Origin of the sequence: Aeromonas sp. FDAARGOS 1402 (genome assembly GCF_019046925.1) — a bacterium.
GTDB lineage: Bacteria > Pseudomonadota > Gammaproteobacteria > Enterobacterales > Aeromonadaceae > Aeromonas > Aeromonas caviae.
The window spans coordinates 311,259-333,679 of record NZ_CP077201.1 but is presented as its reverse complement, the minus strand read 5'-3'; the positions used below and the strand labels follow the sequence as shown (position 1 = coordinate 333,679).

The following is a 22,421-nucleotide window of genomic DNA, read 5'->3' as shown; positions in this document are numbered from 1 at the left end:
ATGTGGCAGTGGGCCCACCTGCTGGGGTTCAACCTCTACTGGTTGCTGGCGGTGACATGGCAGCAACCGGGCCCGCTGCTCGGGATGCTGCTGCTCCATTTCATCTTCTCCCCCCGCCGCGGGCAGGACTGGCGCCTCATCCCGGTCGCCCTGGCAGGCTGCCTGCTCGACATCCTGCTCTGGCGCCTCGGCCTGTTTCACTTTCCGTCCGGTTTTCCGCTCTGGCTGTTGCTGCTCTGGTGCGGTTTCGCCCTGACCCTCTCCCACGGCCTTCGCTGGCTTCGCCCCTTGCCGCGCTGGCAACAGGGGCTGTTCGGCATGGTGGGGGGGGCCTCCTCCTATATGGCGGGGGCCGCCATGGGGGCAGTAAACTTACCCTGGGGCATCTGGACAAGCGCAGTGCTGCTGGCGGTGATCTGGATGTGGTGGTTACCCGTACTCCTGTGGGTAACGGTCAAGCTGGAGGGTGAGACGAGATGAACACCTTTTCGACCGACACCTTGTTGTTTTCCAAGTGGACCAGGGATGGCCAGTGCGAGCTGGCCGAGCGATTCTACCTGGTGGTGGCCTGCCAGCGCGATGCCCAGGGGCATCTGGCGAGCGTGGTGATGCAGGATATCAACACCCTGCAGGAACAGGAGATGGACTGGCATGAACTGGAGGATCCCGCCCGTTGGCACATGGGGTGGAACTAGCCTGCTGCTGGCGGCCTTGAGCCTGCCACTGTTTGCGACCGCCCAGAGCGTTGCCGCCCCCTGGCAGGGGCTGCGCACCGTGGGACAGGGGGAGATGCGCTGGCTCTGGTTCAAGCTCTATGACGCCACCCTCTACAGCGAGAGCGGCCGCTATCAGCCGGGGCGCTACCCGCAGGCCCTCAGCATTACCTACGCGAGGGCCATCGAGCGCCAGGATTTGCTGGAGGCGACCGCCGCCGAGTGGCAGCGGCTCGGCCTTGGCAGCGAGAGTGAGCGCCAACACTGGCTGGCTCGACTGGCCACGCTCTGGCCGGATGTCGCCCCCGGCGACAAGCTGGTTTTTTATGTGGACGAGCAGGGGGCGGGCCACTTCTGGTTGCGAGATCGCCTCCTTGGCTCTCTCTATGATCCCGCCTTCGCCCCCGCGTTTCTTGCTATCTGGCTGACTGACGACAGCCGGGATCCCGCTCTGACCCGCCGCCTGCGCGGCCAATCCTGATGGAGTATTCCATGAAGTTCTCTTCTTGGTGGCGTCTTGCCTGGTTGCTGCCCCTGCTGTGGCTCTCTGGTTGCGGCGCGGGTCTTGACGATTATCGCGGCTCCCGGCCGGGTTGGGATCTCGCCCGTTTCTTCAATGGCAAGCTGGTGGCCCATGGCCTGGTGACGGACCGCAGCGGCGAAGTGACCAGTCGCTTTCGGGTCGAGATGCAGGGGCACTGGCGAGAGGGCAAGGGGGAGCTGTTCGAGCAGTTCTACTTTGATGATGGCCGTCGGCAGACCCGCACCTGGTTCTTGAGCAAGGGGGCGGATGGCCACTGGCGCGGCACGGCTTCAGACGTGGTGGGGGAGGCGGTAGGCAAGACAGCGGGCTTTGCCCTCAATTGGCGTTATCAACTCGATCTGGCTCTGCCGGATGAGAGCGTGGTGAGGGTGAGCTTTGATGACTGGATGTATCTGCTGGACGACGACCGCCTGATCAACCGCGCGAAGATCAGCAAGTTCGGCATTCATCTCGGCGAGGTGATCCTCTATATCGAACGGCTTGAGCAATGAAAGCCGGTGCATTTTTTTGCCGACGATAGCCATTGGCTATGGATCGGTAAGGCACGGACGATTGTCCTTTGAGTCTGCTTCTGGATAAGCTGACTCCGTTCCCGATAATGCTTACCACCTGGAGGTGAATCATGAAGAGCCCCATTGGTCTTGATACCGTTCAATCACAAGCCCTGGCCGCCGAGCTCAACAAGCTGCTGGCCAGCTACCAGATCCTCTACATGAACGTCCGTGGCTTCCACTGGAACATCCGCGGCAACCAGTTCTTCGAGCTGCACCTGAAATTCGAAGAGATCTACAACGACCTGCTGCTGAAAGTCGATGCCCTGGCCGAACGCATTCTGACCCTGGATGGGGTGCCCCTGCACAGCTTCAGCGACTACATCCAGGTGTCCGCCATCCCCGAGCAGAAGGGGTTGCATGACGGTCGTGCCTGCGTGGAATCCCTGCTGGCGAGCTTCCGCGAACTGCTGGTTGCCCAGCGCCGCATCCTGGGTCAGGCCGCCGATGCCGGTGATGAAGGGACTGCGTCCATCCTCTCCGACTATGTGCAGCAGCAGGAGAAACTGGTCTGGATGCTGCGCGCCTATCTGGCCTGATGAACCTGGGGCCGGCTGCCCATGCCCCGGCCCGTATCATTGCCCCTGTTGTTGCAAACCCGAGTTGTCTCTCCTTGATTTCCCACCCGCTTGCCGCCCGATTTGGGCGGCTTTTTTCTATTTGATCTACATCAATGAAATGTTAATTGGTAAATTGAATGCCTATTAAGTTTTCCAGGAGGGGAATAGAATCGCCACAAAACAGACAACTGAAATGTCCAATTAGGAGAGGCATGATGTTTTGTGTGCAATGTGAACAGACAATTCGTACCCCGGCAGGCAACGGCTGCGCCTATGCACAAGGCATGTGCGGCAAGACGGCTGAAACTTCTGATCTGCAGGATGTGCTGATCTATACCCTGCAAGGGCTCAGCGCCTGGGCCCTGGCGGCCCGCGAGCACGGCATCGTCGACAGCGAAATAGACGCTTTCGTGCCCAAGGCGTTCTTTGCCACCCTCACCAACGTCAACTTCGACTCCGCTCGCATCGTCGCCTACGTCAACCAGGCGCTGAGCTATCGTCAGCAGCTGGCCGCCAAGCTGGCACCGCTGGCGGTGCAGGCCGATGCACTGCCCGCTGCCGCCCGTTTCGAGCCGGGTGCCGATCTGCTGGCCCAGCTGGCCCAGGCGCCGCAGACCGCGGTCAACCGCGGCAAGAACGAAGTCAACGAAGACATCATGGGGCTGCGCCTGCTCTGCCTCTACGGCCTCAAGGGTGCCGCCGCCTACATGGAGCACGCCCGGGTGCTGGATCAGCAGGATGCCGGGGTAGCCGCCGAATTCCATCGCATCATGAGCTGGCTCGGTACGGATCCGAGCGATCTGGATCCCCTGTTCAAGTGCGCCATGGACATTGGCCTGCTCAACTTCAAGATCATGGAGATGCTGGATCTCGGTGAAACCACCGCCTTCGGCCACCCCGAGCCGACCCAGGTTCGCGTCACTCCGGTTCCGGGCAAGTGCATTCTGGTCTCCGGTCACGACATGGTGGATCTCAAGCTCATTCTGGAGCAGACCAGGGGCACCGGCATCAATGTCTACACCCATGGCGAGATGCTGCCGGCCCTGGCCTACCCCTTCTTCAAGCAGTACCCGCACCTGGTGGGCAACTACGGCTCTGCCTGGCAGAACCAGCAGAAGGAGTTTGCCAACTTCCCGGGCGCCGTGGTGATGACCTCCAACTGCATCATCGACCCGAACGTGGGCAACTACTCGGATCGCATCTTCACTCGCTCCATCGTCGGCTGGCCGGGCGTGACCCACCTGGAAGGGGAAGATTTCTCTGCCGTGATCGCCAAGGCGCAAGCGCTGGAAGGCTTCAAGCACGTTGAGCTCGAGCACTTCATCACCATCGGCTTTGCCCGCAACGCCCTGATGCAGGCCGCTCCCGCAGTGATCGACAAGGTCAAGGCTGGCGAAATCAGCCACTTCTTCCTGGTGGGGGGATGTGACGGCGACCGTGCCGAGCGCGCCTACTACACCGAGTTTGCCAAGGCGATCCCGCAGGACAGCCTGCTGCTGACCCTGGGCTGCGGCAAGTACAAGTTCAACAAGCTCGATTTCGGCGACATCGGCGGCATTCCGCGCCTGCTGGACGTGGGTCAGTGCAATGATGCCTACTCCGCCATCCAGCTGGCCCTGGCGCTCGCCGACGCGTTCGAGTGCGGCGTCAACGATCTGCCGCTGACCCTGGTGCTCTCCTGGTTCGAGCAAAAAGCCATCGTCATTTTGCTCACCCTGCTGGCGCTCGGCGTGAAGGACATCCGCACCGGCCCGACCGCCCCGGCCTTCCTCACCCCGGCCCTGCTCAAGGTGCTGGAGGAGCAGTTTGGCCTGAAAGGCACCACCACGGCAGACGCGGATCTCGCCGAGATCCTGGCGGCCTGAGCAAAGACACAGCCTTACACGCTCAGCATGTTGTAAGCCTTTGGCGAGCCTGATGGCTCGCCTTTTTTCAACGCTATTTCCGAGCAAGAGGAGCCTTGCGATGACCTCCACCTCTTTGAGCCTGCGCTGTATAGCCCGCCGGGCAGAGACCCACGACGTGGCGAGCTGGCAATTTGAACCCCTGGCTGGCGACCTGCCCTCCGTGCTGGCCGGCCAGTGCGTCACCCTGCACACGATGATTGACGGCAAGCCTCACTGCCGCGCCTACACCCTCTCCTCCAGCCCGCAGGATCCTTTCTGGCAGGTCACCATCAAGGATGTGGGGCTGGTTTCTCACCATCTGCACCAGAGCCTGCAAGTGGGGGACGAGATCCGGGTAGACGGCCCCTTCGGCGACTTCCACCTGACCGCGCTCCCCTGCGAGCGGCCGCTGCTGCTCAGCGCCGGCTCCGGCATCACCCCCATGTGGGCCATGCTGCGGGACGAGCTCGCCAAGCGGCCGGACGCCGATATCCGCTTTATTCACAGCGCCAGAACCCCCGGGGATGTGATCTTCGCGAGAGAACTGGCTTCATTGGCCGAGGCTCATGCCGGTGTGCGCCATGCTTTAGTGCTGGAGAAAGTAGGGAAAGAGGCGCCAACGGCTCATCCCTGGGTTGGCCGGCTCACACCGGGGATGCTCAAGGAACTGGCGCCGGATCTCTTGAGCCGCCATGTCTATCTGTGCGGGCCCGCCCCCTATATGGCGGTGGTGAGCGAGATGCTGGCCGGGCTCGGGCTGCCCCCCGAGCAGTTGCATCAGGAGTCGTTCGGCCTGCCTGGGGTGGCCTCAAGCGCGGCGCCAGTTGAGGCCGATAGCGACCACTTCTGGCTGACCCTCAAAAAGAGCGGCAAGAAAGTGAAGATACTGCCTGGCCAGACCCTGCTGGCGGCACTGGAGGGGGCGGGGGAGACCATGATGGCCGCTTGCCGCGCCGGGGTGTGCGGCGCCTGTCGCTGCACCACGGAAGGCGAAATCGAGCGCCAGAGCGTGATGACCCTGAGCGCGCAGGACCTCGAGAACGGGGTGGCGCTGGCCTGTTCCTGCACCGCCAGAGGGGATGTGAGCCTGGAGTATTGACGGGCGTCATTGGTATCCCGAGCTTTTCCCGGGCGGGTCGTGCGGGTAGACTCAACCCCAGTTTCAGCAAAGTACGGGATAAAAAATGACAATTCTGGTGACGGGGGGAGCCGGTTACATCGGTTCCCACACCCTGGTCGAGCTGCTTGGTACCGGGCAGCAGGTCGTAGTACTGGACAACCTCTCCAACGCTTCCCCCGAGTCTCTCAAGCGGGTCGAGAGGATCACCGGCAAGCCGGTCACCTTCGTGGAAGGGGACATTCTGGACAGAGCCTGCCTGCAGCGGCTGTTTGCCGAACACAAAATAGCATCCGTGATCCACTTCGCCGGCCTCAAGGCGGTGGGGGAATCCGGCCAGATCCCGCTCACCTACTATCAGAACAACGTGACCGGCACCCTGGTGCTGTGCGAAGAGATGGCCAGGGCCGGCGTGTTCCGGCTGGTGTTCAGCTCCTCGGCCACCGTCTATGGGGATCCGGCCTCGGTACCGCTGCGGGAAGATTTCCCCACCAGCGCCACCAATCCTTATGGCCGCTCCAAGCTGATGGTCGAAGAGATCCTGCGTGACCTCTCCAAATCCGATCCTCGCTGGGCCATCGTGCTGCTGCGCTACTTCAACCCGGTGGGGGCTCACGAGAGCGGCCTCATCGGTGAAGATCCCAACGGCATCCCCAACAACCTGCTGCCTTACATCAGTCAGGTCGGCGTGGGCAAGCTCAAGGAGCTGGGGGTCTTTGGCAACGACTACCCGACCCCAGACGGCACCGGGGTGCGCGACTATATCCACGTGGTGGATCTCGCCATCGGTCACCTCAAAGCGTTGGCCCGCATCAAGAGTGATACCGGCGTCTTCACCTATAACCTCGGCACCGGTCAGGGCTATTCCGTGCTGGAGATGGTCAAGGCGTTCGAGGCAGCCAGTGGCCGTGCCATTCCCTACCAGATCAAGCCCCGTCGCCCCGGTGACATCGCCGAGTGCTGGGCTGAACCGGCTCTGGCCCGTGACGAGCTGGGCTGGCAGGCTGAGCGGGGTCTGGAGCAGATGATGATCGATACCTGGCGCTGGCAAAGCCAGAACCCGAACGGTTATGGCCCTGCTGCGAAGCCGTGATCAAGGGTCATGCGCTGCTCGGGAACCTCATTTATTCATATAAACTCGGGTCCCAGCGCTGCTCTTCGCCTTGCTGACAGCTTCTCGCGACGGCCCATCAGGCCTGATGGTTTGCAGCCTGAATAGCAAAACGCCCCGGCATGCCGGGGCGTTTTTTCATGAACAGCGCGCGGGTTACTGAATGCTCTTGCCGGCGCGGACATCCTTGATGATGGCCTTGAGGCTGGCCAGATCCCGCGGTGCGCCGCGCAGGATCTGATCGCCGATGATGAAGGCCGGGGTGCCGGAAATGGCCATGGCTTCGGCCAGCGCCCGGTTGGTACCCAGATTCTGATCGATGCTGCCGTCCTTGATCTTCGCCTCTACCTTGCTCCAGTCCACGCCGGCGGCCCTGGCGACGTCTTTCACCTGGGCTTCGTCGGAGAGGGGCCCCTGATGGGCGTACAGCTTGTCGTGGAAGGCCTGGTATTTGTCGGGCTGGCCGAGCTTCACCGCCAGCGCCGCGCGGGCGGCGTAGTAGGAAGTTTCGCTCAGGATGGGGAACTGCTTGTAGATGTAGCGGATCTCCTTGTCCTCAGAGAGCAGTTGCTGAATGAGGGGATGAGCGCGCTTGCAGTAGCCGCAGTTGTAGTCGAAGAACTCCACCACCGTCAGGCTGCCCTTGGGATTGCCGCTCTCGGGATCCTGGTTGGCGAAGAGCTGCTTGGCATGGGCTTCTATCAGCGTCTTGTCGTTCTCGGCCTGCTGGCTCTCCTGCTTGGCACGCAGGGCGTTGGACATCTCGACCAGGATCTCCGGATTCTTGACCAGATAGTCGCGCACGATCTGCTCGACATCGCTCTTGGTCAGCTCGCTCGCCTGCACGGGCGCCGCAAGCAGGGTCGCGCCGGTCAGGGCGGCGAACAGGGCATGTTTGATTCTCATAAGTCCATCTTGCTGGGGATGTGGTAGTGGCCCCTATAGTGGGTGAGTCTGTTTTCAAGTCAAGCCATCCGCTTGAAAAAGCACGGTTTGCAGCGGTTTTGCCGGTTTTGTGCGCCAAATAGCCCAATAAATGGGCAAACAAACGGAGTGGGGATTTACAAGGGCTGGGGGCATGGGTAATATGCGTCGCACTGCTGCGGAGGGGTGGCAGAGCGGCTGAATGCACCGGTCTTGAAAACCGGCGATGGGCGACCATCCGTGGGTTCAAATCCCACCTCCTCCGCCATCTACATAGCCCAACTGATTTATTCAGTTGGGCTTTTTTGTGTCTTCGGTTTTGGGTATGCCGCCGTGTGCCCGGATTTAGTTGACCATCGCGATCACTCCCAGGGCGTCACATTGGCGTACTTGTATTTGGCGTAGACGGGCTGGCCGTTGTAGGAACTGGGCGGGAAGCTCGGGTTGGCGCTGATCCAGTTATTCACAAACGTCTGCATCCAGCTGGTGACGGGGCGGCTCTCGCGGCGCACGCTCACCCATTTGTTCTGGGTGCGGCTGAAGACCTGCCAGGTGACTCCCGCCTCGTCGATGTTGAAGGCGTAGCGCTCCATGTTCCAGATGGAGATACCGTACTTGCCCAGGTCGATGTCCTGGGGATACTGACGCCCCTGGATCCAGACGTTGGTATGGAGCAGGTTGGTGCCCCCCATCAGCTCGATGTCGACTTCATAGTGAGAGCTGGTGCCTGCATCTCCGGTATAGGTAAAGAAGGAGCTGATGGTGCCGGGCACCGATCCTGCCTGCATCTGCACCTCATAACGACCCTTGCGGGTGTAGTTGTAGGTTCGCAGCTCAGCACAGCTCTTGTTCCCTTTGTCGGATTTCGCATGGAGGATGGCCGTGCCGGACTCCATCCAGACGTTGGCGGCGCGCCAGGTGCAGTCGAATTCTGACCCGCCATTGCGCCAACCATCAGAGACCTGCCAGTCCTGATTGCTCCACCACCATGCCGATGCCTGAGTGGAATATAATCCTCCCGCCATCAGCAATACTGACATCAGTCCAAGTTTACGCATATTATCCACATTCCTGTGTGTTTATTAATGAGTGTTTTATTGATGACTACAAGCAGCATCAGAATAGCCATAAACAGATATTGAAACTTATACTGGTATCGCGTCATGACAGTTTCATACTTTTGAAATTGCCTGAAAAAGGTATGAAAGACATGACGGCTGGCTGGTATAACCAGAATAAAAAAAGCCACCGTATATAACGGTGGCAAAAGCACGGACTCCCGATCCGATGAGTTAAAATCAGCTGGCTTGGCGGCGATAGATCTCGACCAGTTCGGTGGCCAGTTCGCGGCACAGAATGGAGGTCATCAGGTGATCCTGGGCATGTACCATGACCAGTGTCATCTTGGTCTTGCCTTCGCCCTCATCGGCTTCAATCAGTTTGGTTTGTACGGCATGGGCAGCCTTCCCCGCGTCGGTGGCCTGGAGCAGCAAGGCATCCGCTTCGCTGAACTGGCCAGCACGAGCCTGACGCAGGGCTTCGAAACAGAGACTGCGAGATTGGCCGGCATTGACGATGATGCCCATGACTGCTTCTTCAAGATCCATCATTTATGACTCCTTAAAATCCATTATTACGAGAGACGTTGGCGAACCATTCACCACTTTTCTTGACGGTGCGCTGCTGGCTTTCCAAATCAAGGCTGATGAATCCATAACGGTTCTTGTAGGCATTCATCCAGGACCAGTTGTCAATAAAGGTCCACAGGTGATAACCACGGCAATTACTTCCTTCGGCAATGGCGGTATGAATCCACTGGAGGTGGCCGCGAATGAAGTCGATACGATAATCGTCTTTTACCTGACCATCTTCACCAATGAATCTGTGCTCCCCTTCGACACCCATACCATTTTCGGAGATATAGCTTGGGATATTTCCATAGTTGTCGCGCAGGTTGATCAATATGTCATAAATACCGCGCTCATATATTTCCCAACCGCGATAAGGGTTCATTTTGCGGCCTGGCATCTCGTAATTCTCGAAGAACCAGTCAGGCAGGAAAGGGGAGTCCGGGTTGATGGCCGTCATGCGTGCCTTCACTCGCCGCGGCTGGTAGTAGTTGATGCCGAGCAGATCGATCTTGCCGGCGGCCAGCAGTTCGCAGTCGCCGCTTTGCACCACGGGCATCTGATCGTGCTCGCGCAGGATATCGATCAGCTCCTGGGGATAAACCCCCTTCACCGCAGGATCGAGGAAGGCACGGTTGAAGAACAGGTCGGCAATGAACGAGGCCTTCAAGTCTGCCGGGTTTGAAGAGCGCGGATAGGAGGGGGTCAGGTTCAGGACGATGCCGATCTGGCCGGGCAGGGAGAGTGTGCGATAACGCTTCACCGCCAGACTGTGGGCCAGCATCATGTGATAGGCCACCTGGGCTGCCCGTTTGAAGTCCATCTGGTTCGGGTAATGGAAGTCATACAGATACCCTCCTTCCACTACCACAACGGGTTCATTGAAGGTCATCCAGCAGGCGACGCGATCACCGAACAGTTTGAAGCAGAGAGCTGCGTACTCGGCATAGGCCGCCACGGTTTCGCGGCTCTCCCAGCCCCCCTGCTCCTGCCAGTACATCGGCATGTCGAAGTGGAACAGGCCGATGAAGGGTTTGATCCCCTTGGCCAGCAGCTCATCGATAACCTTGTTGTAGAAGTCGACGGCCTCCTGATTGACGGTGTGGCCATCCGGCAGCAACCGGGCCCAGGAGATGGATGTGCGGAAGCTGTTGTGGCCAATCTGTTCCATCAATGCGATGTCTTCACGATAACGATCGTAGAAGGTGGAGGTGTTGGCCGGGCCAACCTGACCGTGGAAACGGTGTGGCTCCGTCTCGAACCAGTGATCCCAGATGGTCGGTGCCTTGCCGCCCACATTGGCAGCTCCTTCCGATTGTGCGGCCGACGAGGCGCTACCCCACCAGAAGCCTTCGGGGAATGTATATTGCATTGCAGTTTCCTCTTGATGACCGGCGTGCAGGCGGCGTGGCGCCCGCACGCCTGGCGCTTACGCCTGACTCTGAATCGGTGTGATTGTGTCTGCTTTTTCTGATCTGGCGGCTTCTTCCACTTCAGCCGTCTCGGCTTCCTGCTTGAGCAGGGTGCGTTCGTAAGCCCGCACGAAGGGGTAATACATCAGGGCGGAGATCCCCATGCAGATGAAGCACATGATGACCGGACTGAAGGCCCAGTTGGTCGCCCAGGAGGCGCCGATGGGGGCCGGCGTGGTCCATGCGGTCAGCATCACGACCTTCTCAACCAGACCCAGATCCACCGCGAACCAGGCCAGGATGGCGTTGATCACCGGCACCAGGATGAAGGGCAGGAAGAAGACCGGGTTCATGATGATGGGAGCACCAAACAGGATCGGCTCGTTGATGTTGAAGAACCCGGGGACCACGCCCATTCGCCCTATGGTGCGCAGGTGTACGGCACGGCTGCGCATCAGCAGGAATGCCAGTGGCAAGGTGGAGCCCACGCCGCCGATAAAGAGGAAATGATCCCAGAAACCGGGCAGGAAGGTGTGGGGAATGGCCTGACCTGCGGCCAATGCGGCCTGGTTGCTGGCCAGGTTTGCCATCCAGAAGGGGTTCATGATGCCGGTGACGATCATGGTGCCGTGGATGCCGGCAAACCAGAGGATCTGGCACAACAGCACCGCCAGCAAGACGGCAGGCAGGCTGTCGGAAGCCGCCACCAGCGGTTTGAGCATGGACATGATCGCCTCGGGCAGGATCATGCCTGTGGTTTCCTGCAGCAGCATGTTGAAGGGGTGCAGGGTCAGGATAATCGCCAGGACCGGGATCAGCACCTCGAAGGAGCGCGCCACTCCCATCGGCACCTGCTCGGGCAGACGGATGGTGATGTTGTTGCGCTTGAGCCAGGCGTAGACCTCGGTCGAATAGATGGCGCAAATAAGAGCGGTAAAGATGCCCTGACCGGAGAAATACTGGGTGGAGATGGTGCCGTCTTTATATTGCGCCGCCACCAGCATGAACGACATCAGGGAGAGTAGACCTGTGGTGATGGGGTCCAGGGAGTATTGCTTGGCCAGGCTTGATGCGACGCCCACCGAAATGAAGACCGTCATCAGCCCCATGCTCATGTTGAAGGGCAACATGAGTTCGGCACGATAGGTGTTGGAAAAATCGAGCCAGGCTCTGGCAAAGCCCCAGGTGGTTTCGCTGGAGATGGGTGGAAAAATGAAGACCAGCATGAAGCTGCCGACGATCATGAACGGCAGCGCGGCAATAAAACCGTCACGGATGGCCAGAACATAGCGTTGCTGGCCAAGTTTTCCTGCCAATGGGCCGATCCGTTGTTCGATCAACTTGACCAGCATCCCATAGAGTGAACTCATAGTGTGTGTCCTTCCTTGTGAGCACGCTTAACCAATCAGGGAGAGGGCGTAGTCCAGCACCTTGTCGCCGCGCTGCATGCCGTAATCCATCATGTCGATAGGTTGTACCTTGATGCCGTGAGCCGCCGCCTTGGCTTGCAACTCCGGTTGCATGTACTTGATCTGCGGTCCCAGCAAGACCACCTGGTAATGGGGCATCTGGTCATCGAACTCCGATGCGCCAAAAGCCTTGATCTCGGCAGCCAGGCCCCGTTTTTCGGCTTCTACCAGCATTTTTTTCACCAGCAGGCTGGTGGACATCCCGGCAGAGCAGCACAACATGATTTTTTTCATGATCATTCCTCAGTTATTAAGCTGGGCTCACTATAGATCGATGCAACAAAGTGGGAAATCGATTTCACAAGTCGGGTTTTGTAATTGTGATCGCGATCACTTGATGGATATTTGATATAAGGTGGTTAAAATAAAATATCGTTATTTATCAGTAAGTTGTCTTTGTTTTTGTGATGTGGCTTTCGCCATGTTTGTTCGACTTGGCTTGTTGAAATATCGATTTCAAATTTGTCGTGGTTTTCATGCTGCTCCTGCCCCCTGCATGATGCAGGGGGCGCTTTCGGCATGGTGCCGATCCGGCGCCCATGCCAGCAACCCCGGATAACCGAGCCCATCGCCGTGCTCCCTCACCCCCTGGTGGCAGGGGGTCATGGTGGCGGCTAAGGGGCTCTGTACAGTGTCTTGCTCAGATGGCGGGCTCAGCCTGGGGTTGCCTTGTGGTTCTCGCTGAGGGTCACGAAACCCGATTCAGGAGCCGGGTATCCTGCTTTCCCGCCTGCTTCGCGCGGGGCACTGTAGAAGAGGTGGGGGGGGATGCCCAGATGGCGTCAGCAGATCTGATGGCAAATGAGGGATCAAGTGGATGCGCAAATAAGGTGGCCAAGAGACGGACATGTAAAGGCAGGGTTGCGAAGGTGCGGTCAGATGCAATGAAATGATCGATAAGAGAGGGTTCTGCTGCCGTCAGCCTCTGAATGATGACGGAAAAGGGAAAAGGGAAAAGGGAAACGTAAAGTGGAGGGCGGCGACCGGTGCGGGAGCTGTCCTGGGCAAGGTCGGCAGGAGAGTAAAACAATGCTCCGTCACGGGGACGGAGCATTGGAAGGGTGATCAGCGGGTCAATCCACCTTCATCCAGTACGCTGACCGTCCAGAAGAAGGGGGCATTCCAGTTGACGGTGACCTCGTTCAGCGTCCAGGCACCAATCTCATCTTTCCAGCAGGTCTGGCCGGTACACTTGCCCTTGAGGGTGGAGGCAACGGGATCGCTGAAGTTGATGGAGTTCGGTCCGCCCGAGAGTACACCTGGCGGAACCAGGGGAGACGCGGGGTCGATGGGGTGAGCCCAGAACCTGTGGTGCGGATTCTTCAGCGGACGGCTGCCGTAGCCCGACACATAGGACTGATCGAGGGGGTTGCGACCGAGCACATAGTCCATGGCATCGGACATGGCCTGCAGGTATTTGCGCTCTCCCGTGAAGTCATGGGCCAACCCGAGGAAGATGCTGCGGTTCATCAGGTTGGAGTTGGAGCCCCAGGGGTATTCGGTAGCCTGATAGGGGATAAGGTAACCCTCCGTCGCCACGCTCTTCTGGTAGCCGTCAGCTGCGGCGATGATAGCGGCGCGCGCCTTCTCCACTTCCTGTTTGCCCAGTTTGTTGGGCACCATGGCCAGCGTGATGGTCCCTGCGCTGCTGAGATCCTGCCAGTAGAGATCACCGCTTGCGCTGCGATCCCCCTTGGGGGCGGCCAGATAGAGAGGGGACTGCTGGACGGCCTTCTTGTACTCGGCTTTGCCGGTGGTGGCAAACAGCTCGGCGGCAGCCCAGTAGAATTCGTCCTTCAGGTTGGTGTCATCATAGGGACCGGATCCCACAAAGTTGTCATAGGCATAGACGTCCGGATGGCGGTTGGCCGCCTTCCAGGCTCGTTCCGCTGCCTGCAGGCTGCGCTGTGCGAAGGCCGGATCCAGATCTTTCCATACGCGAGCAGACTGGGCGGCAGTGGCCGCCAGGTTCAGAGTCGCAGCCGTGCTGGGGTGGCTCAGGAAACGGGGTTGTGGATCCTTGTGGGGCGGGAGCGGCATCCCGGTCCAGGCTTCGTCGGCGACCTTGTGGAAGACCATGCCGGAGGCATCGATCTCGGTCAGTTTCAGGCTGTCGAGCTGCTTGGACTGATCGCCTACCGGCACCCAGGCCTTCTTGCCTTCGGGCACCTGCATGGCGAGGAAGAACTCCATCATCCAGCGGGACTCGTCCAGCAGATCGTTGTAGCCGTTGTGCTGTTCCGGGATCTTGACCTTGCCGTCGGCAAAGGCGCTCTTGTCACCCTCTTTCGCCAGCTGCTCCCGTTCATAAAGGTTCATCAAGGTCCATACCGAGATCCCCCCGTTGACCACGTACTTGCCCTGATCGCCAGCGTCGTACCAGCCGCCGGTCACATCCAGCGTGAAGTCACAGCCAGGCCACTGGTTGCCCTTGGCGTCCTGCTTGTTGAAGCAGGTTACGTTCTCGGGCTTGTGTCCTGCCGGGCGAGCAAGGTCGGGGCGCTGGACATATTTGGCTTCGATGTCGATGCCGCTACGCTGCTGATAGAAGAAGGAGAGGGCATCGAATTTCATGGTGTGATAGATGTCATCGCCGATGCTGAACGGATGACTCTTCTGGCCGGCGACCTCCAGTACCAGGCCGGTGCCCGGGGTGGTGACCTGACTGAAGTCGGCAATCTGCACGTTCTCGCCGGATGCGGCATTCAGGCCAAAGGGCGTGGTCTTGCCTTCCGCGATGGTCTCACCCTGGGCATTGCGCAGGGTCCAGGGGAGCGCGTCCTTGCTGTCGGTGGCGATGGTCGCCCGTTTCAGAGCCTTGCTCAGATAGCCGACCTGGTTGACGCGCACGCTGCCCAGCTCCGATTTCTTGATCAAGGAGGGGCCCGATAGCGTGGCTTCACCGATACAGACAGTGGTCGGTGTCTGGGTGCCCATCTGAAGTTGGAACTGGGTCTTCTCGTCAGTGGCAGAAGGTGTGAACTGGATATCGAACGGTTTGGGCGTGCTGCCGAGGGCGAGGTCCTGCACCATGTAGTTGGTGTAGGGGGCGCCATCATGCTGGATCAGGGCCTTGACGTTGATGTCGCTCTTGGCCATGGCAGTGAAATGGAGTTTGTAGGTTTGCCCCTGCACCAGGCCGAGATTGGACTGACCCAGGATGACATCCCAGGGATTGGAGCCCGACTCGGTGAAGGTGATACAGCCCATCTGGTTCTCGGCGTTCAGGGTCCCCCCGGCCGTCCACCATCCATCGGTTCCCTGGAAGCCCCCATTGGTCAGCAATTCACCCACAGGTCCGGCAGATGCCGAGGAGGTAGCTGAACCAGATGCTCCTGCACTGGGCAGGGAGCAGCCATGCAAGCCAATGACGCAAGACATGGCAAGCGTCAGGGCACTAAGCCGAGATGTTTTCATTGTTACCCCTTTGATCACAGACGGAAATAATGGCGTCGATTTTCGCACTCACGCAGAAAATGACCGAGTCATCCTGCGGCCCGCATTTCACTGTCAAGATTCACACACAATCCTTGAGTGGAAATCGATTTCACGATTCAGGTAACAGTAAATTTTTTGGCAGATCAAGTTTGCTTTTATGAAATGTGATGGAGACGGCAAATTTTCGTTTATTGATATATTCATGCACTTGAATTGAATTCCATTGAATCCTTTCAACATTCCTCTGACTCCCCAGCCGTTTGGCCATATCGGTGTCGTTCCAGGCAGCTCATGCGGCAAATTAACGTGATTGACTGCATTTAAATCATTGTTTTGATTTTATTTTGTTGAACTTACTGCAATGAGTCTACCCGTTCTCTCTGTTCCTTCCTGGGTATTCTGCTGATGAGACACGCCCCCGAGTTTGTGAGTTGCATCACTATTTTCTCTTTCAGCGGGATCTTTGTCATGGCATGACAAAGATACTGCTGGAATGACGAAGAGATTTCTGTTTACCATTTAATATTCTTGCAATCGATTTCAAATTCGACTGTTTTTCAAGACGACTCGCCATGAACGATGAGTCCAGGCGATGAACGAGAACATCCGGAGAGTCATAAGGAAAATGCGTAAAACTACAGGTCTCACCAGGTCTATGACCTGCCTATTCGTGGGGTGCGGCATCTGGAGTGCCGGGATGGCGGATGAGTTGTCGACCATGCCCTATTTTTCCACTTGGCCGCAGATCCACAGCGCCATTGCCAGGGACGAGGGGATGGAGCGCCAGATCCAGGCTCTGCTCTCCCGGATGACCCTGGAGGAGAAGGTTGGCCAGATGATCCAGCCCGACTTTCGTGAAGTGACACCTGAGGAGGTGACGCGCTACAAGATTGGCTCCGTCCTCAACGGGGGGGGTGGCTGGCCCGGCAACAACAAACACGCGTCGGCCCAGGACTGGGCACACCAGGCCGACACCTATTGGCAGGCGGCGGAAGCGGGCTTTGAGGGCAGGGGGTATCGCATCCCCTTCATGTGGGCGACCGATGCGGTGCACGGCCACAACAACGTCTTCGCGGCGACCCTGTTCCCGCACAATATCGGCCTGGGGGCGGCGCGGGATCCGGATCTCATCTACCGTATCGGCCAGGTGACGGCGCGGGAAGTGGCCGCCACCGGGCTGGATTGGACCTTCGCCCCGACGGTGGCGGTGCCCAGGGATGATCGCTGGGGCCGGACCTATGAGGGCTATTCCGAAGATCCCGCCATCGTCTATCACTATGCTGGCGAGATGGTGCGTGGCCTGCAAGGTTCCGCGACGGATCTGCGCGGCCAGCGCCATGTCATCTCGAACGTGAAACACTTCGTGGGGGACGGCGGTACCCTGAACGGGGTCGACCGGGGTCAGAACTTCTATTCGGAAGAGGACCTGCGCAACCTGCACGCGGTGGGCTACTTCTCGGGGCTGGATGCCGGTGCCCAGGTGGTCATGGCTTCGTTCAACAGCTGGCACAACGAGCTCAACCGCGACGTGCTGCCAGAAGACGGGGTGGAGTACAACGGCAAGCTGCACGGCAGCCGCTATCTGCTGACCGACGTGCTCAAGGGCAAGATGGGCTTTGATGGTCTTGTCGTCTCTGATTGGAACGGTCACAGCGAGATCGCCGGTTGCACCATGGGGAGCTGCCTGCCTGCGGTGCTGGCCGGGGTCGACATCTTCATGGTCACGGCGCGCAAGGACTGGATGGAGTTTCGCCAGAGCCTGCTCGATGGCGTGGCGAGCCGGCAGATCCCGATAAGCCGGATCGACGATGCCGTGACGCGTATCCTGCGGGTCAAGATGCGGGCCGGGCTGTGGGAGAAACCCATGCCGTCGGCCCGTGAGCTGGCGGGCAAGCAGGGTGAACTTGGTGCCGTGACGCATAAGGCGCTGGCCCGGGAGGCGGTACGCAAGTCGCTGGTGCTGCTCAAGAACGAGGGCAGGATCCTGCCCCTGAGCCGGCAGAGCCGGGTGCTGGTGGCTGGGAGCGCCGCCAACGATCTGGGCAAGCAGGTGGGGGGCTGGAGCCTGACCTGGCAAGGCAGCGAAAACGGGCGCGGTGATTTCCCCGGTGCCCAGAGCGTGCTGGATGCGGTGACCGCCACCGTCGGTGCGGATCATGTGCAGGTGAGCACGGGATCCGGTGAGTTTGCGGGAGCCAAGCCCGATGTCGCCATCCTGGTCATGGGGGAGGATCCCTATGCCGAGTGGTTCGGCGACATTCCTGACAACAAGACCCTTGCCTATGGGGATCTCAAGAGCAGCTATCACGAGGACCTGTTGACCCTCAAGCGGCTGAAGGCGGCCGGCATCCCCGTGGTGACCGTGCTTTTCTCCGGACGTCCGCTCTACGTCAATGAGGAGCTCAATCTCTCTTCCGCCTTTGTCGCCGCCTGGCTGCCGGGCACCGAGGGGGAGGGGATCACCGATCTGCTGTTCAGGGATGCCAAGGGCAAGGTGGCCCATGACTTCCAGGGACGCCTCTCCTTCTCGTGGCCCTTCAGCAAGTGCGCCACCACCATCAATCGCACGCCCACCCATATCCCGGGCTGGCAGCGTCCAGCCTTCGAGCAGGATCCAGCGGGTGAGTACGCACCGCTCTTCCCCTATGGCTACGGGCTCAGCTACGGCAAGCCTTCCCCTGTGGCGGCCCGGGTCAGCAACCTCAATACCCTGGCCCTGGATAAACGCACCTTCGGCTGCAACGAGAGCGACCCCGCCAAACTGAGCGCCGCTGACAAGGTGCTCGAGCTGTTCGGGCCAAAGGCGGGTGAAGAACACCGTCTGCGCATGGGGGATGCCAGCAACTGGACGGGGACTGAAGTCTCCGGCAACAGCGTGACCGAGATGACCTTCATCAAGGTTCAGCCCATCGACTACCTGCGCCAGCAGGATGCGCGAGCGGTCACCTTCCTCGGGGCGGACAAGCCGGGTGTCGACTCCGGGGCCACGATCCAGTTGCAGACCACCCAGGTCAAGGGGGCGGATCGTCGCACCTACCTGAAGGGCGAGAGCGAGCTGCAGGTGACGCTGCGGGTGCAGCAGGCGCCAGCAGGGGACATGACGCTGGGGCTGCAGTGTGGCTGGCCCTGCGGCAAGTCCATCGAGATTGCTCCGGCCTTGCGCCAGTTGCCCCCGCAGAAGTGGGTGACCCTGAGTCTGCCCCTGCGCTGCCTCGAAGAGGGCATGGACTTCGCGAAGGTCAATACCCCCTTCATCCTGGGCACCAGTGGACAGGCACGCATCGACATGGCGACCGTACGCTGGGTACCGGCTTCTCTGCTGGGGGCCTCAGGGGAAGTGGTCAGGCTCGATTGCCAGGGCAGGTTGAGTCGATAAGCCGTCAGCCAGATGCACCAGGATGCCTGTCGGGCTCCTGGTGCCTTGATAACCGGCTCCGCCCCGATGCGGAGGGAGAGGTGGGAGAGAAGGATGTCGATCGTACAGCGGATCAGATTGGGCTTTACGCTGCTGCTGGTCCTGTTGCTATTGCTCGGGGCCATCAGTTACCTGAAGACGACCTCCATTCACGGTCGTTTCCAGCAGGTGACCGAAGAGGCGACGCCTCAAGCCCTGACCGCCAGCCGGCTGCGCGCCGCGTTGCTGATGGCTGACAGGGACAGCCTGGCGCATCTCGCCATCTGGGAGACGTCGGCGTTCCCCGAGTCCCGTCAGCGTGTTGCCCATGACAAGGTCCGCTATGAGCAGCACATCAAGGCATTCGCGGCCCTGACACTCGATACCGAGAGTGAGCGGCAACTCGCCCGGGTCACCGACCAGGCCCCCCGGCTGTTTACCATCTCTGAGCAGTTGATGAGCCTGCACGAAGAGTCGGTCGAGCTGGAACGGGTGCTCGCACGGATGCGGAGCGAGCTGCTGCACCTGGACGACAACTACCGTTCGGCGGCAGACCTGCTGGTGCGTTACACGGCGGGGCGGCGCTCTTTGCAGAACAAGGCGGAGCTCATCACCAGCGGTATTGCACGGGATCTCAAGCTGATCCTGCGTGCCGACGGCAACACGGATCTGGTGGCGCTACAGGGGGTGCTGGCCAAAGACATCGACATTGCGAACCAGCGTCTGGAGCGGATTGTTGTCCCCGATGACGTCAAGGCCAGATTCACCCGCCATGTGGCGCGCATTCCCCAGCTGGTATTTGGCGACAAGGGGCTGATTGCCACCCTGGTGCGCCGTCAGCAAATCAGCCAGCAACTCCATGGCTTGCGTGAACAGCAGGAGGCGCAGAGCCAGCAACTGGGGGAGGTCCTGGACAGGCTTATCGCCATCAGCAACCAGAGCATGCAGGAGGACAGGCTGAGTGCCGACGTCGCGGTTGACAGCGCCCGCACCTGGATCGTGATGGTGGCCCTGTGTTCCGTGCTCATCGCCCTCATTGTTGCCTGGAGTACGGCCCGCAGCATCCAGGTGCCGCTGGTGCGGATCAATCGGGTTCTCGGTCTGATGGCACAAGGTGACATGACGCTGCGGGTTCGCTACCCCGCCAGGAACGAGCTTGGTGAGGTCGCGAACTCCATCGACCAGCTGGCCCACCACACCAAGACGCTTCTGATGGAGGTCCAGACCGGCTCTGAGTACCTGGTGAGCGAGACGCGCAAGACCGCGGAGATCGGCGAGCAGGTGATGTCGCAGGTGCAGGCGCAGAAGGCCCAGACCGATCAGGTAGCGGCCGCCATCTTCGAGCTGGAGACCAGTGCGACCGAAGTGGCGCGCTCGAGCGATCATGTTCGTCGGGAGGTGGGGGAGGCCAATGACGAGAGCCGGCGCGGACGTCATCTGATGCAGGCCAATCGGGATGGCATCGAGCAACTGGCGACCGACATCGCCGGGGCCATGGCGATCACCCGCAAGCTCGAAGGCTACAGCAGCAACATTGGCAACATTCTCGAGGTGATCCGTGGCATGGCTGAACAGACCAACCTGCTGGCCCTCAATGCGGCCATCGAAGCGGCCCGTGCCGGGGAGGCCGGGCGGGGCTTTGCCGTGGTGGCCGAGGAGGTGCGGGCGCTGGCTACCCGTTCACAAGGGGCGACCCAGGAGATCCAGGTGATGATCGACAACCTGCAGGGATGCGCCCGCGATGTGGCGAGCGTGATGGCCCAGAGCCATGAGCAGACTCAGCAGAGTGTGCAGCAGACCCGGGATGTCGAGAGTGCCCTGGGGGGGATCGCCTCGCGCATGGAGGCCATCAAGGAGATTGCGGATCACATGGCTTATGCCGCAGCGGAGCAGATTTCGGTGAGTCAGGGAGTGGCCCAGCACGTGGCGGCCATCGCAGACGTGGCTCACGAGACCGAGCAGGCGTCCCGGGTATCGGCGAGCAGTGGTGAGGTGTTGTCGGGGCTGGCCAGCCAGCAGCAGAGTCTGGTGGCCCGTTTCAAGGTGTAGGAGAGAGGCGATGTGGAAATCTGTGAGTGCCCTGCTGGTTTGGGGGCTGAGTACGGCGGCGGTATCCCAGGAGCTGGTGCTGGAAACCTGGCGCGTGGATGACGAGGCGCTCTGGAAGGAGCAGTTTCTGCCCCGTTTTCAGGCGATCCATCCCGAGATCACCCTTAAGCTGTATTCGCAGCGCTCGGCGGATTACGATCGGGAGCTTGCCGAGCGGCTGGCGGCGGGGAAGGCGGGGGATCTCATCACTTGCCGTCCTTATGATCAGTCCCTGCGGCTGTTCCAGCAGGGGCATCTGCTGGATCTGACGGACCTGCCCGGGATGGAGAACTTCCCGAGCTTTGCCAAGGCCGCCTGGCAGACCGACTCCGGGGCCCAGACCTTCTGCCTGCCCATTGCCTCCGTGATCCAGGGTTTCTACTTCAATGTCGATATCTTCAACGCCCTTGGGCTGACACCGCCGCGAACCCGTGCCGACTTCTTCGCCGTGCTGGAGAAGGTGAAGCAGGATGGCCGCTATCTGCCGCTGGCACTGGCGGCTCACGACAGCTGGGTGGTCTCCGAGCTTGGTTATCAGAATATCGGTCCCAATTACTGGCATGGGGAAGATGGCCGCCTGGCGCTGATCAACGGTCAGGCGCGAGTGACCGATGCCCCTTATGTGGCGGCGTTTCGTGAGCTGGCAAGCTGGCGGCCCTACATAGGGGATCATCCGGCCGATGCCACCGAAGCACAGGCGGTGGATGCCTTTGCCGCGGGCAAGGCCGCCATGATAGTGGCGGGCTCCTGGTCGCTGGCCCAGTTCACCGGCAAGGTCAATTTTGGTGCCTTCCCGCCCCCCGTCGCGCGGGAGGGGGACACCTGCTATTTCACCGATCACACCGACATGGGGATCGGCATCAATGCCGCCAGCCCGAACAAGGAGGCCGCCCTGAAACTGGTGGAGTGGATGGCAAGCGCCGACTTTGCCGAGCGTTTCTCCAATTCGGTGCCCGGCTTTTTCTCCCTCTCCAATCACTTCTTCGAGCTCAAGGATCCGGTGGCGAGCACCATGATGGGCTGGCGGGATACCTGCGATTCCACCTTGCGTCTGGGGGCGCAGTTCCTCACCCGGGGTGAGCCATCGCTTACCACAGAGCTTGCGGAGGTATCGCAATCCGTGGTGCTTGGCACCATGACGCCGGAAGCGGCCGCCGCGCGCATCCAGCAGGGGTTGGCAAGCTGGTATCCCCCCCAGAAGGCGGCCACGAGAAGAGCCCGTCAGTGTGAAGCGGACGAGCCTCTCCCCACGCTGGCAACCAGCGCGGCCACCGGGACGGAATCCCCCTTCGCAGCGCCTTGACGGTGGCCCTGCTCCCGCAGGGATCTGCACACTCCCCAAGGCGCCTTCAGGCGCCTTGTTTCATTCAGGTCGACCGGGTTCATCGGGTTGTGATTGCCAGGCTTTGGCTGGTGTCATGGGGCCAGGCCGGATTGAGGGGCCGGCAGAAGAGGGACGCCAGGTTGTGCGTGGTGTCTGTGCTATGTCAGAGAGTCAAGGTGGAAGACGTGGCAGGGGCAAGTCATTCGCTGGACAGGTGGCTGACAAAAGAAAAGCGGCCCGAAGGCCGCTTTGCGCTGATGCT

The 22,421-nt window shown here is 60.2% G+C and carries 18 protein-coding genes and 1 tRNA gene; 12 read left to right on the top strand and 7 right to left on the bottom strand.

Annotated elements, in window-relative coordinates; all coding sequences use genetic code 11:
• From I6L32_RS01500 to galE, 8 genes are all read left to right on the top strand, one after another.
• A complete protein-coding gene (locus tag I6L32_RS01500; protein ID WP_045523634.1) occupies positions 1 to 480 on the top strand; it encodes a DUF2878 domain-containing protein in 480 nt (159 codons plus the stop codon).
• Positions 477 to 695 carry a TIGR02450 family Trp-rich protein gene (locus I6L32_RS01495; RefSeq protein ID WP_010673326.1) on the top strand — a complete coding sequence of 73 codons (219 nt, stop codon included), beginning with the start codon at positions 477 to 479 and terminating at the stop codon, positions 693 to 695. Before I6L32_RS01500 ends, I6L32_RS01495 begins: the two co-directional genes overlap by 4 nt.
• Positions 652 to 1,194 carry a chalcone isomerase family protein gene (locus I6L32_RS01490; protein WP_182976016.1) on the top strand — a complete coding sequence of 181 codons (543 nt, stop codon included), beginning with the start codon at positions 652 to 654 and terminating at the stop codon, positions 1,192 to 1,194. Before I6L32_RS01495 ends, I6L32_RS01490 begins: the two co-directional genes overlap by 44 nt.
• Before the next feature lie 11 nt (positions 1,195 to 1,205).
• Entirely contained in the window at positions 1,206 to 1,748 is a 543-nt protein-coding gene (locus I6L32_RS01485) for a DUF3833 domain-containing protein (protein WP_103244407.1), read from the top strand.
• Positions 1,749 to 1,879: 131 nt separating this feature from the next.
• Positions 1,880 to 2,347 (top strand): Dps family protein, encoded by a 468-nt coding sequence (locus I6L32_RS01480; protein WP_010673329.1) that lies wholly within the window; start codon positions 1,880 to 1,882, stop codon positions 2,345 to 2,347.
• Between the two features lie 236 nt (positions 2,348 to 2,583).
• Positions 2,584 to 4,233 carry a hydroxylamine reductase gene (gene hcp, locus I6L32_RS01475; RefSeq protein ID WP_216945101.1) on the top strand — a complete coding sequence of 550 codons (1,650 nt, stop codon included), beginning with the start codon at positions 2,584 to 2,586 and terminating at the stop codon, positions 4,231 to 4,233.
• Positions 4,234 to 4,333: 100 nt separating this feature from the next.
• Entirely contained in the window at positions 4,334 to 5,353 is a 1,020-nt protein-coding gene (locus tag I6L32_RS01470; protein ID WP_216944552.1) for a hybrid-cluster NAD(P)-dependent oxidoreductase, read from the top strand.
• Positions 5,354 to 5,438: 85 nt separating this feature from the next.
• Positions 5,439 to 6,464, top strand: coding sequence for a UDP-glucose 4-epimerase GalE (galE, locus tag I6L32_RS01465; protein WP_104454618.1), 1,026 nt, complete (start codon positions 5,439 to 5,441; stop codon positions 6,462 to 6,464).
• Positions 6,465 to 6,638: 174 nt separating this feature from the next.
• Here galE and I6L32_RS01460 read toward each other — a convergent pair whose 3' ends face one another.
• A complete protein-coding gene (locus I6L32_RS01460) occupies positions 6,639 to 7,388 on the bottom strand; it encodes a DsbA family protein (protein ID WP_039041345.1) in 750 nt (249 codons plus the stop codon).
• Positions 7,389 to 7,586: 198 nt separating this feature from the next.
• On the opposite strand from I6L32_RS01460, the gene I6L32_RS01455 reads away from it, so the two are divergent.
• Positions 7,587 to 7,674: transfer RNA gene (locus I6L32_RS01455), tRNA-Ser, on the top strand.
• A 94-nt stretch (positions 7,675 to 7,768) separates the two neighbouring features.
• Here the strand turns inward: I6L32_RS01455 and I6L32_RS01450 are convergent.
• The 6 genes from I6L32_RS01450 to I6L32_RS01425 all read right to left on the bottom strand — a co-directional run bounded on the left by I6L32_RS01450 (position 7,769) and on the right by I6L32_RS01425 (position 15,296).
• Entirely contained in the window at positions 7,769 to 8,464 is a 696-nt protein-coding gene (locus I6L32_RS01450; protein ID WP_080560416.1) for a family 16 glycosylhydrolase, read from the bottom strand.
• Positions 8,465 to 8,704: 240 nt separating this feature from the next.
• Positions 8,705 to 9,016: a PTS lactose/cellobiose transporter subunit IIA gene (locus I6L32_RS01445; RefSeq protein ID WP_010673336.1), complete on the bottom strand. Its 312-nt coding sequence runs from the start codon at positions 9,014 to 9,016 to the stop codon at positions 8,705 to 8,707.
• Between the two features lie 10 nt (positions 9,017 to 9,026).
• Complete coding sequence (locus I6L32_RS01440) at positions 9,027 to 10,406, bottom strand: glycoside hydrolase family 1 protein (protein WP_010673337.1); 1,380 nt, start codon at positions 10,404 to 10,406, stop codon at positions 9,027 to 9,029.
• Positions 10,407 to 10,463: 57 nt separating this feature from the next.
• Positions 10,464 to 11,816: a PTS sugar transporter subunit IIC gene (locus I6L32_RS01435; protein ID WP_216944551.1), complete on the bottom strand. Its 1,353-nt coding sequence runs from the start codon at positions 11,814 to 11,816 to the stop codon at positions 10,464 to 10,466.
• A 27-nt stretch (positions 11,817 to 11,843) separates the two neighbouring features.
• Entirely contained in the window at positions 11,844 to 12,149 is a 306-nt protein-coding gene (locus I6L32_RS01430; RefSeq protein ID WP_010673339.1) for a PTS sugar transporter subunit IIB, read from the bottom strand.
• Positions 12,150 to 12,980: 831 nt separating this feature from the next.
• Positions 12,981 to 15,296 (bottom strand): glycoside hydrolase family 9 protein, encoded by a 2,316-nt coding sequence (locus I6L32_RS01425; RefSeq protein WP_307773139.1) that lies wholly within the window; start codon positions 15,294 to 15,296, stop codon positions 12,981 to 12,983.
• Between the two features lie 754 nt (positions 15,297 to 16,050).
• Here I6L32_RS01425 and I6L32_RS01420 point away from each other — a divergent pair.
• From I6L32_RS01420 to I6L32_RS01410, 3 genes are all read left to right on the top strand, one after another.
• Positions 16,051 to 18,729 (top strand): glycoside hydrolase family 3 protein, encoded by a 2,679-nt coding sequence (locus tag I6L32_RS01420; RefSeq protein ID WP_042877829.1) that lies wholly within the window; start codon positions 16,051 to 16,053, stop codon positions 18,727 to 18,729.
• 93 nt (positions 18,730 to 18,822) lie between these two features.
• Positions 18,823 to 20,796: a methyl-accepting chemotaxis protein gene (locus I6L32_RS01415; protein WP_201901486.1), complete on the top strand. Its 1,974-nt coding sequence runs from the start codon at positions 18,823 to 18,825 to the stop codon at positions 20,794 to 20,796.
• A gap of 10 nt (positions 20,797 to 20,806) precedes the next feature.
• The gene (locus I6L32_RS01410) at positions 20,807 to 22,138 is read left to right on the top strand and encodes an ABC transporter substrate-binding protein (protein WP_216944550.1); all 1,332 of its coding nucleotides are present in this window, start codon (positions 20,807 to 20,809) and stop codon (positions 22,136 to 22,138) included.
• Positions 22,139 to 22,421: the final 283 nt, after the last annotated feature.

Bases quoted from the DNA above. Each gene is read 5' to 3' on its own strand.
- I6L32_RS01485 (WP_103244407.1), top strand. From the start codon at position 1,206: ATGAAGTTCTCTTCTTGGTGGCGTCTTGCCTGGTTGCTGCCCCTGCTG.
- I6L32_RS01440 (WP_010673337.1), bottom strand. From the start codon at position 10,406: ATGCAATATACATTCCCCGAAGGCTTCTGGTGGGGTAGCGCCTCGTCG.
- hcp (WP_216945101.1), top strand. From the start codon at position 2,584: ATGTTTTGTGTGCAATGTGAACAGACAATTCGTACCCCGGCAGGCAAC.
- I6L32_RS01470 (WP_216944552.1), top strand. From the start codon at position 4,334: ATGACCTCCACCTCTTTGAGCCTGCGCTGTATAGCCCGCCGGGCAGAG.
- I6L32_RS01410 (WP_216944550.1), top strand. From the start codon at position 20,807: ATGTGGAAATCTGTGAGTGCCCTGCTGGTTTGGGGGCTGAGTACGGCG.
- I6L32_RS01460 (WP_039041345.1), bottom strand. From the start codon at position 7,388: ATGAGAATCAAACATGCCCTGTTCGCCGCCCTGACCGGCGCGACCCTG.
- I6L32_RS01495 (WP_010673326.1), top strand. From the start codon at position 477: ATGAACACCTTTTCGACCGACACCTTGTTGTTTTCCAAGTGGACCAGG.
- I6L32_RS01445 (WP_010673336.1), bottom strand. From the start codon at position 9,016: ATGATGGATCTTGAAGAAGCAGTCATGGGCATCATCGTCAATGCCGGC.
- I6L32_RS01420 (WP_042877829.1), top strand. From the start codon at position 16,051: ATGGCGGATGAGTTGTCGACCATGCCCTATTTTTCCACTTGGCCGCAG.
- I6L32_RS01430 (WP_010673339.1), bottom strand. From the start codon at position 12,149: ATGAAAAAAATCATGTTGTGCTGCTCTGCCGGGATGTCCACCAGCCTG.
- I6L32_RS01500 (WP_045523634.1), top strand. From the start codon at position 1: ATGTGGCAGTGGGCCCACCTGCTGGGGTTCAACCTCTACTGGTTGCTG.
- I6L32_RS01490 (WP_182976016.1), top strand. From the start codon at position 652: ATGAACTGGAGGATCCCGCCCGTTGGCACATGGGGTGGAACTAGCCTG.
- I6L32_RS01415 (WP_201901486.1), top strand. From the start codon at position 18,823: ATGTCGATCGTACAGCGGATCAGATTGGGCTTTACGCTGCTGCTGGTC.
- I6L32_RS01480 (WP_010673329.1), top strand. From the start codon at position 1,880: ATGAAGAGCCCCATTGGTCTTGATACCGTTCAATCACAAGCCCTGGCC.
- I6L32_RS01425 (WP_307773139.1), bottom strand. From the start codon at position 15,296: ATGTCTTGCGTCATTGGCTTGCATGGCTGCTCCCTGCCCAGTGCAGGA.
- galE (WP_104454618.1), top strand. From the start codon at position 5,439: ATGACAATTCTGGTGACGGGGGGAGCCGGTTACATCGGTTCCCACACC.
- I6L32_RS01450 (WP_080560416.1), bottom strand. From the start codon at position 8,464: ATGCGTAAACTTGGACTGATGTCAGTATTGCTGATGGCGGGAGGATTA.
- I6L32_RS01435 (WP_216944551.1), bottom strand. From the start codon at position 11,816: ATGAGTTCACTCTATGGGATGCTGGTCAAGTTGATCGAACAACGGATC.